Source organism: Sphingopyxis sp. (assembly GCF_016463645.1).
Lineage (GTDB): Bacteria > Pseudomonadota > Alphaproteobacteria > Sphingomonadales > Sphingomonadaceae > Sphingopyxis.
Genome location: NZ_JAEMQX010000141.1, coordinates 1 through 8,645 on the forward strand (window position 1 = coordinate 1; position 8,645 = coordinate 8,645).

The 8,645-nt window shown below is 64.6% G+C and carries 6 protein-coding genes; 4 read left to right on the forward strand and 2 right to left on the reverse strand.

Annotated elements, in window-relative coordinates:
• The first annotated feature begins 15 nt into the window (after positions 1 to 15).
• Together galU and JHC57_RS19205 are read left to right on the forward strand one after the other, a co-directional pair.
• A complete protein-coding gene (galU, locus tag JHC57_RS19200) occupies positions 16 to 879 on the forward strand; it encodes a UTP--glucose-1-phosphate uridylyltransferase GalU (RefSeq protein WP_294032124.1) in 864 nt (287 codons plus the stop codon).
• Positions 880 to 1,352: 473 nt separating this feature from the next.
• Complete coding sequence (locus JHC57_RS19205) at positions 1,353 to 1,991, forward strand: PEPxxWA-CTERM sorting domain-containing protein (RefSeq protein ID WP_294032115.1); 639 nt, start codon at positions 1,353 to 1,355, stop codon at positions 1,989 to 1,991.
• A gap of 707 nt (positions 1,992 to 2,698) precedes the next feature.
• Here JHC57_RS19205 and JHC57_RS19210 read toward each other — a convergent pair.
• A complete protein-coding gene (locus tag JHC57_RS19210) occupies positions 2,699 to 3,322 on the reverse strand; it encodes a PEPxxWA-CTERM sorting domain-containing protein (RefSeq protein WP_294032116.1) in 624 nt (207 codons plus the stop codon).
• Between the two features lie 776 nt (positions 3,323 to 4,098).
• On the opposite strand from JHC57_RS19210, the gene JHC57_RS19215 reads away from it, so the two are divergent.
• On the forward strand, positions 4,099 to 6,618 hold the full coding sequence (locus JHC57_RS19215; protein WP_294032118.1) for a TonB-dependent siderophore receptor: 2,520 nt from the start codon (positions 4,099 to 4,101) through the stop codon (positions 6,616 to 6,618).
• A complete protein-coding gene (locus tag JHC57_RS19220; protein ID WP_294032120.1) occupies positions 6,618 to 8,114 on the forward strand; it encodes a CehA/McbA family metallohydrolase in 1,497 nt (498 codons plus the stop codon). The genes JHC57_RS19215 and JHC57_RS19220 overlap by 1 nt, the downstream gene beginning before the upstream one ends.
• Here JHC57_RS19220 and JHC57_RS19225 read toward each other — a convergent pair.
• A complete protein-coding gene (locus JHC57_RS19225; protein WP_294032122.1) occupies positions 8,103 to 8,588 on the reverse strand; it encodes a DoxX family protein in 486 nt (161 codons plus the stop codon). The two genes, JHC57_RS19220 and JHC57_RS19225, sit on opposite strands and share 12 nt — an antisense overlap.
• Positions 8,589 to 8,645 lie beyond the last annotated feature (57 nt).

Sequence of the window (8,645 nt, forward strand, 5' to 3'; positions counted from 1 at the left end):
GCTAGTCCGTCCCCGATGAAACCGATCCGCAAAGCCGTCTTTCCCGTTGCCGGTCTCGGCACGCGTTTTTTGCCTGCGACGAAGGCGATCCCCAAGGAGATGCTGCCCGTCGTCGACCGGCCGCTGATCCAGTATGCGGTCGACGAGGCGCGCGAGGCGGGGATCGAACAGATGATCTTCGTCACGGGGCGCGGCAAGAGCGCGATCGAGGATCATTTCGACGTCGCCTTCGAACTCGAAAAGACGATGTCCGAACGCGGCAAGGATCTGTCGGTGCTCGCGCCCACCCGGCTCGGCCCCGGCAATTGCGCCTATGTCCGGCAGCAGGAACCGCTCGGCCTCGGTCACGCGATCTGGTGCGCGCGCGACATCGTCGGCGACGAACCCTTCGCGATCTTCCTGCCCGACGAATTCATGCACGGATCGCCGGGTTGCATGAAGCAGATGGTCGATGCCTATGCCCGCGTCGGCGGCAATCTGATCTCGGTACTCGAGGTGCCGCACGAGCAGGTGTCGAGCTATGGCGTGATCGCGCCCGGCACGCGCGACGGCGCGCTGACCGAAGTCACCGCTCTGGTCGAAAAGCCGGCGGTCGACGCGGCGCCGTCGAACCTGATCATCTCGGGCCGCTACATCCTGCAGCCCGAGGTCATGCGCGTGCTCGAAGGGCAGGAGAAGGGCGCGGGCGGCGAAATCCAGCTCACCGACGCGATGGCGGCGATGATCGGCACCCAGCCTTTCCACGCCGTCACCTTCGACGGCGCGCGCTACGACTGCGGATCGAAGGCAGGCTATATCCAGGCCAATCTCGCGGTCGCCCTCGCACGGCCCGACATGGCGGACGAAGTGCGCGCCTTCGCGATCGACCTGCTGAAATAGGTCCGGCGGAGGCCCTTCGCCCCCGCCGGAACCGCTGTTACTCGCCCCCGATATCCGGCTTCGGAAACGTGTCGGCGCCCAGCGTCTTGTAGAGCAACCCGCCCACCGCACCCCGAGCAACGGCGCAACGCGCATGAAAATAACATAGGCCCGTTACATTGCGCGCTCCGCAGGTGGGTCGAAGCGATCGGGACGACCGCGTCCCTCCCGTTTGCAAACCCGAAATACTCGCCGGCCCCGCGGATGCCGCCTTCAAAAATTTGTCGAAAAACATTGATAATTCGTGTGATGGCTCGGCTTCGAAGATTGCGCCGGCGGCATCCACGCGCGCCGCTTCCTCTGTGCCATTTCTAGACAAGCCGGCATGAAATGAGCCCCTCGCGACTCGACTCTTTCGCTTATTTTATGTTACGTCGACTTATCAAAACGTCCAACGAATCGGGTCGCATCCAATTCGAACAGGGAGCGCGACAATGCGTAAAATGATCCAACTGGCCTCTGCAGCCGCATTGTTGATCGGGGTCAGCACCCCGGCATCGGCTGCCGTCACGATTTGCCTCGGCGGAGGCTGCTCGGCGCAGCCCGATTCCAACGTCCTCGTCACCAAGGACGTTACGGGAACGACGGTCTCGGGAACGCTCAACAACGCCCCCGGCACCGTGAGCTTCACCTCGACCGAACAGCTGATCGGCCTTGCCGGTGGCCAGGCCCGCATCGGCGCGGTCGACCTGTCTCTCGATAATCCGCTGACCTTCACCTATAATGACGGACTGATCAGCGCGCTCGAATTCAACATCGACGCCCTGACCAATGGCAACGTCTTCTTTTCGTTCAGCGGCGGCAACAGTGACGGCCAGGTCACGAGCCTCTACGATATCGGCAAGAACGGCAGCAACTTCTTCAATGCGTTCAACGGCACCTTCTCGAGCGTCACGATGACGTTCACCGACGGAGCGACCGTGTCGGACGTCGGACAGTTCCGCATTAACGTGGCACCGACGGTTGCAGCGGTCCCCGAACCCGCGACCTGGGCAATGATGATGCTCGGCTTCGCGGCCATCGGTTTCTCGGTACGTCGCCGCAAGCCGGTCGTTCGCGTCCGCTACGCCTAAGTCACTCAAGGATTGCCTCTCGCTCGATCGGATCGAGCGAGTCAGGTGGATGGGGCCGTTATAGCCCCATCGGTTGCCATCCGGAAAACTCCTCCTCTTCGGCAGCAGCGCCACCCACCGGCGCTGCTGCCGGAGTTCGTTTGGGCGCCCTTCCCCTCCTGAGTGGCCTCGAAAGCCGGCATCGTGAAATGATCGCTCCTCGTAGCGGGACGCGCGCCGAGCCTCCCCCCGCCAGCCGATCCCGATCCGGAAAGAGGATTGTGGCGGCGCGGCGCCCCTCACCATCCAAAATGCCATTGATCCATGACCATCCCTGCGCCACGCCGGCACTTCGCCGTCATGGTCTGACTGGCCAATCATCTGGGAAAGGTAAGACGCGAGACGACGGGGCAGCAGATCGCGTAGGGAACGGGTCCTTCCGGACGCCTCCCGGGCCAAAATGTGCCGCACCGGCCGAAGCTCAGCTCAATGCCTTCTCGGCCCTGTGGCCCGCGTCGCGATCACGAACACCGCGACGAGGAGGAGTGGCGTCCATTATATGGGCCGGCTCGGCTGCGAGGCGGCGGAATTCGGCGTCCTTCAATCCGGTCGGACCAGATCCGATCTTGCAGATGAGCAGGCAGCGATCCGGGCGCCAGCAAATGACAGCGCAAAAAAGAGGCGGCCACCGGCCGCCTCTTTCTTATCCAGTGGATGGATGCCTGAATTCAGGCGAACCGCAGTCTCTCGACGCCACGACGACGACGCATTCCAAAGCCGATCGCGCCGAAGCCGAGCATCATGAGAGCCCAAGTCGCCGGCTCGGGGACGGCGTTGATCGTGAAATTGTCGGTTTCGAACGCATTGCTCGTCGAGCTCAGCCGCAACTGGGTCAACGCGCTCACATCGCTACCCGTGATGTCAAAGCGCACGAGCGGATTGAGGTTCGGGTCGGTCTGGTTTCCGTTCGCCGGATTGAAAATATCCGAACCCGTGAAACTCGCGAGCACCACGCCGCCCGCACCGAGGAATTCGATCGTGTTGTACGTGTCGACCGATCCCCACAGGAAGCTGACGTTGAAAATATCGCCGATCGACGACAGATCCATGATGCCGGGCGAACCGTCGCTCGGGCCGACCGTCCAGTAACTGCCGGTGCTGCCGAACGGTTGCGCACGGATGCCATCCAGCGAGCCCGTGGTAACCTGACCGCCCGACACAGGCGCCGGCGACTCGAAGTCGTAGGTCGGCGCCGGCCCCGAATAGGGATTGGTGCCGGGTGTGACAGGGCCCAATGTGATGGCAGCGCTCGCGACCGAAGGAACGGCAAGAACCGCGGCTGAAGCAAGCATCAATTTACATATGAAAGTTCGCATCGTCATCATCTCCATGGTGGGTGACAGGCCGCGCGACTCGCCCTGTGCGTGTTATTAGTAACGCATCATTAACTTGATTCGACGGCGCTTGCGAATCATAATTTACTCGAACTGCCTCATTATGGGGCACTGTCAAGTGAACGACTCGGCATGGTACGGAAGGCGACTTGACCGAGCGATTCCCTTGATATTGCTTGTCTTAATTCCGCGATAGCATGACAGAACGATCCGGGGACACATGGCAAGCGCGCCTTTCTGCACTTGTCGCAGCATGTCCCATGCCTCTTCGGGTCGCGAATCCATGTTGCGCATATGTAAAGTGGCCAGCCTCTTCGCTGCTCGGCCTTGCACGGGTGCGAACAGGGTTCCGGACGGCAGCGCGCCCTCACCATGTCGATCACGGGCGAGCCGCGTGAGCCCTGTGCACAACCGAAGACAGACGGGACTCGGACCCAAGGGCGGCGTAGCTGGGATGATCTGGCGTCGCCGCCGATACCGGCGGCCGAAGACCGGTCCCGCTCCTCGCTGAATGACCCACCTTCGCCAACTATCCGGTGCGTCGAACCGACGACATACTTTCCGCATGCTGCCTGGCGGCGCGCCACAAGACCGGCGCATGAGAAACCGGTGTCACATCCCCGCAGCATGATTGTCATTCCGGCGTCCCGTCCGGGCCATCGAATCGCAACGCTGCGGGCCTAGCGGACGTCGCCGACCGCAAACCGCGGCAATCCAGTCCAGGGGTTTCAGGAATGACGATCAGGGGTTTAGCCTCCGCCGCCCTATTTATCCTTTTTTCGGGAACGAGCAGCATCGCGCTGGCGCAGACCGACGGCGGCGAGGCGCCCGCCGCCACGGATGCTCCGGGCGACGAGGGCGACGAGATCGTCGTCACCGGCCGCGCCGGTGCCGGTGAGCGCACACGAATCGAAACCAGCTACGCGGTCACCTCGATCGACAATGATACGCTGCGCTCGCGCGCGCCCTCGAGCGTCACCGAAGCATTGAAGTCGGTGCCCGGCTTCTGGGTCGAGACGTCGGGCGGCGAAGGCAGCGGCAATGTCCGCGCCCGCGGCATTCCCGTCGACGGCTTCGGTTCGATCACATTGCTCGAAAACGGTCTGCCGGTGCAGCATGATCCGTCGCTCGGCTATCTGAATGCCGACCAGGCCTTCCGTATCGACGAATCGATCGAGCGGGTCGAGGTCGTGCGCGGCGGCCCATCGTCGATCTTCTATTCGAACGCGCCGGGCGGCGCGGTCAACTTCATCACCCGCCAGGCGACCGACGAGGTGACCGGCGTCGCGCGCATCCTCTATGGCCCCACTGCGGATCTCTTCCGCTTCGACGGCTGGGTCGGCGCGCCGCTCGGCAACGGATGGAGCTTTGGCGTCGGCGGCTATTATCGCAAGGAAGACGGCGTGCGCGATCCCGGCTTCGCCGGCAATCAGGGCGGGCAGATTCGCGCCGATCTCAATTATGATTTCGGCGATGGGCGGATCACGCTCGGTTACAAGCGGATCGACGACAGCACGATCTTCTATACGGGCATCCCTCTCACCAAGGACGGCAAGGGCGATGTCGTCGGCCTCCCCGGCTTCGATCCGCATTACGGAACGACGGCAAGCCGCGCGACCGCCTTCATGACGCTGCGCGACGCCAACGGGCCCGTCCGGTTCGACAACGCCGATGGCACCGACGTCAGCCTCGACCAGTTCAGCCTGCTCGCCGAATGGGAGTTCGCGCCGGGCTGGAAACTCAGCAACCGCGCGCGCTATCGCGACTCGCTGACCGTGCGCAACGGCGTCTATCCCGCGTCGATCAGCACCGCGGCGGCCTTTCTCGACCAGAATCGCGCCTCGCTCCTCGCCGCCTTTCCCGGCGCGGCCAGCGTCCAGCTGCGCTACAGCGACACCGGCGAGGCGTTCGACGTCGCGGGCCAGAACGGCAACGGCGATATTTTCATCAACGCCGCGCGGCCGGTGACCGTCGACGAGAGCGAGTTTCTGAACGACCTCCGCCTCGCGCACAGCTTCGACGTCGGCGGGATGACGCATGATTTTTCGGTCGGCTTCTATTATGCCCGGATCGAGGAGAGCTTCGGCCGCTATTCGGCCTCGACGCTGCAGGACGTGTCGGACAATTCGCGCCTTCTCGACCTCGTCGCGCTGAACGGTGCCGGACAGGTCGTCGGGGCGGCGACCGAAAATGGCGTCGTCCGCTACGGGTCCGAATTCGCCAACGGCAGCGGTACGCAGGACACATTTGCACTCTATGCCGCCGACGAATGGCAGGTGACGCCCGCGCTCCGCATCGACGCCGGCCTCCGCTGGGAAACGGTCAAGACCCGCGGCTCGCAGGAGGGCAGCAAGACGGTCAACCTCGGCGACCCGGCCACCCTCGCCGACAACAGCGTGCTGACCGGAAACGGCATATTCACCCCGTTCGACCGGAAGTTCGACAAGCTCGGCTACACGATCGGCGCCGACTGGCAGTTCGCACCGCGCGCCGGCGCCTTCGCACGCTACACCTCGGCCTTTCGCCTGCCGAGCGTCGGCAGCTTCATCACCAGCGCCACCGCCGTTCCGCGGACGCAGGGCATCGATCTGTGGGAAGCCGGCCTCAAATACCAGTCGCGCTTCGCCAGCGTCTACCTCACCGGCTTCCTGACCGACTTCAATTCCTACGGCATCGGCAACACGCGGTTTGACCCGGACACCAACGGCTATGTGTCGCAAACCGTCTATACCGACACGCGTGCCTATGGCGTGGAGTTCGAGGGGACCGTGCGACCTGCGTCGTGGTTCGACTTCACGCTCAACGCAACCTGGCAGGATCCGACCTTCCGCAACCTGCGCTATGACGAACTCGCCACCGTGGATGGACAGCAGACGCTGGTACCGCGCGACTATTCGGGCAACCAGCTGATCCGCGTGCCCAAGATCGCGCTGCGCGCGACGCCTGCGGTAACGCTGCTGGGCGACCGGCTCCGCGCGCAGCTCGACGTCGAGCATTATACGAAACGCTATGCCGATGCGGCGAATATATCGAAGCTTCCGGCCTATACCGTCCTCAACGCCAGCGTCCGCTTCCGCCTCACCGACCGGATCACGCTGTGGGCCTATGGCGACAATCTCGGTAACGAGATCGGGCTGACCGAGGGCAATCCGCGCGCGGGCGAACTCACCAGCGGACAAGCCAATGATCTTCTGTTCATCGGGCGCCCGATCGTCGGCCGCAACTTCCGCTTCGCCGTGGATTTCCGCTTCTGATGCTGTTTCGCGCAATCCTGTTCGCCGCGGCGCTGGCGATCGCCGGCGCGGCGGCGGCGACCGGGCAGCCGGCTCCTGACGTCATGGTCGCCGGCGAGATCACCGGCGCGGACCATCAGACCTATCGCGAGGTGCCGTTCGACGTCCCCGAGGGCACCGAACGTATCACCGTGATGCTCAGCTATGACAGGTCGGACAAGACCGTGGTCGACATGGGCGTGTGGGATCCGGCGCGCTTTCGGGGCTGGAGCGGCGGCACGCGCGACCGTTTCACGATTGCGCCGGGCGACGCGACGCCCGGCTACCTCGCCGGTGCGCTGCCCGCCGGGCGATGGAAGGTGCTGCTGGGCGTTCCCAATGCCCGACCCGCCAGCCGCGCGGCCTATTCGGTCAAGGTCTTCTTCGACAGCGCTACGGAACGGCGCGCCGCCGCCGCGATCGCCGATCTGCCGATCAAGGCCGGACCCGGCTGGTATCGCGGCGATCTCCATATGCACGATGCCCACAGCGACGGCAGCTGCCGGAGCCGCGCCGGGCGGAAAATACCCTGCCCGCTCTTCCGTACGGTCGCCGCGGCGGCCGAGGCCGGGCTCGATTTCATCGCGGTCACCGACCACAATACCACCGCGCATTTCGGCGGCCTGCGCGAACTCCAGCCCTATTTCGACACGATGCTGCTGATCCCGGGGATCGAGATCACCACCTTCGGCGGCCACGCCAATATCTTCGGCCCGGCCCGCTTCGTCGATTTTCGCGTCGGGACGTCCGGCGTACCCGACATCGGCGCCTTGCAGCGCGACGTCACAACGTCGGGCGCGATCCTGTCAATCAACCATCCCGCCCTGCCCTCCGGTGAACAATGCATGGGCTGCGGCTGGACTTGGCAAGGCACCGATTACAGCGCCGTCACCGCGATCGAGGCGATCAACGGCACGATGACCGAGGGGCCCTTTGCCGGGCTCGGCTTCTGGTATGCGCGGCTGAACGAAGGCCACCACCTGACGGGCATCGCCGCCAGCGACAATCACGATCCCGACGTCGTGCCCGGCAACCCGGCCCCGGGCCCGGCACCGATCGGCCGGCCGCGAACCGTCGTCCGCGCCCAAGCCCTGTCGACGCCCGCGATCCTCGACGGCCTTCGCGCCGGCAACGTGTTCCTCGACATCGAAGGAACGAACACACGCCTCCTCGATGTCGAAGCGGCGGCGGGCGGCCAGCGCGCGGCAATGGGCGAAACGTTGCCCGGCCGCCGCCGCACGACGATTGCGGCGCATGTGGTGGATGCGGCCGGTGCTTTCGCGGAACTCGTCGTGAACGGCCAGCCGGCAGGCGCGCGCCAGCCGGTCGGCCCGGACGACGCGCGGCTGACATGGGCGCTGACCGCCGGGCAGGCCTGTGGCTGGCTGGCGGTCAATGTACGCGACGGCAAGGGCAAGCCGCTGCTCGTCGGCAATCCGGTTTATCTCACCTGCGGCGCAACCCGGTCACAACGATGAGGCAGGCACAGCCGGCCGGCCGGTCCGAAGCTTTCCGAGGAGCGCGTCGAGCGAAAAGATCCCGCCGCCCCGCACGGTCAGGATCGCCGCCATCGCGACCCACAGCGAATGCGCCGGCCACCACGCATCGGGAAAGACGAAAATCTGGATCACCAGCGTCATGACCAGCAGCGCGCTGGCGGAAACGCGCGTGGCAAGCCCGAAGAAAAGCAGGGCCGGAAAGATATGCTCTGCATAGGTGGTTAGCGGCACCGCAATGGCCGGGTCGAGCGGCAATCCCGAAAACTCCGACGCGAACAGATCATATTGCGACGGGTCGATCCGGAGGACGCTGCCCTCGATCACCTTGGTCTGGCCCGACCGCCAAAACACACCGGCAAGCGCGGCACGCAGGAGAAGAAGCGCCACCGATTCGGGCCCGCGCGAGGCGACGAACGCCACGCCGCGCCCATAGAGTGTGACCAGATTGTTCATCATCAAAGCCTTTCGAATGCCCCGGCGTCGATCAGCGCCGCAATGGCCGCCCCGCCG

What these genes read in the sequence shown, in the direction of transcription:
- galU (WP_294032124.1), top strand. Translation starts at nt 16, where the DNA reads ATGAAACCGATCCGCAAAGCCGTCTTTCCCGTTGCCGGTCTCGGCACG.
- JHC57_RS19205 (WP_294032115.1), top strand. Translation starts at nt 1,353, where the DNA reads ATGCGTAAAATGATCCAACTGGCCTCTGCAGCCGCATTGTTGATCGGG.
- JHC57_RS19210 (WP_294032116.1), bottom strand. Translation starts at nt 3,322, where the DNA reads ATGCTTGCTTCAGCCGCGGTTCTTGCCGTTCCTTCGGTCGCGAGCGCT.
- JHC57_RS19215 (WP_294032118.1), top strand. Translation starts at nt 4,099, where the DNA reads ATGACGATCAGGGGTTTAGCCTCCGCCGCCCTATTTATCCTTTTTTCG.
- JHC57_RS19220 (WP_294032120.1), top strand. Translation starts at nt 6,618, where the DNA reads ATGCTGTTTCGCGCAATCCTGTTCGCCGCGGCGCTGGCGATCGCCGGC.
- JHC57_RS19225 (WP_294032122.1), bottom strand. Translation starts at nt 8,588, where the DNA reads ATGAACAATCTGGTCACACTCTATGGGCGCGGCGTGGCGTTCGTCGCC.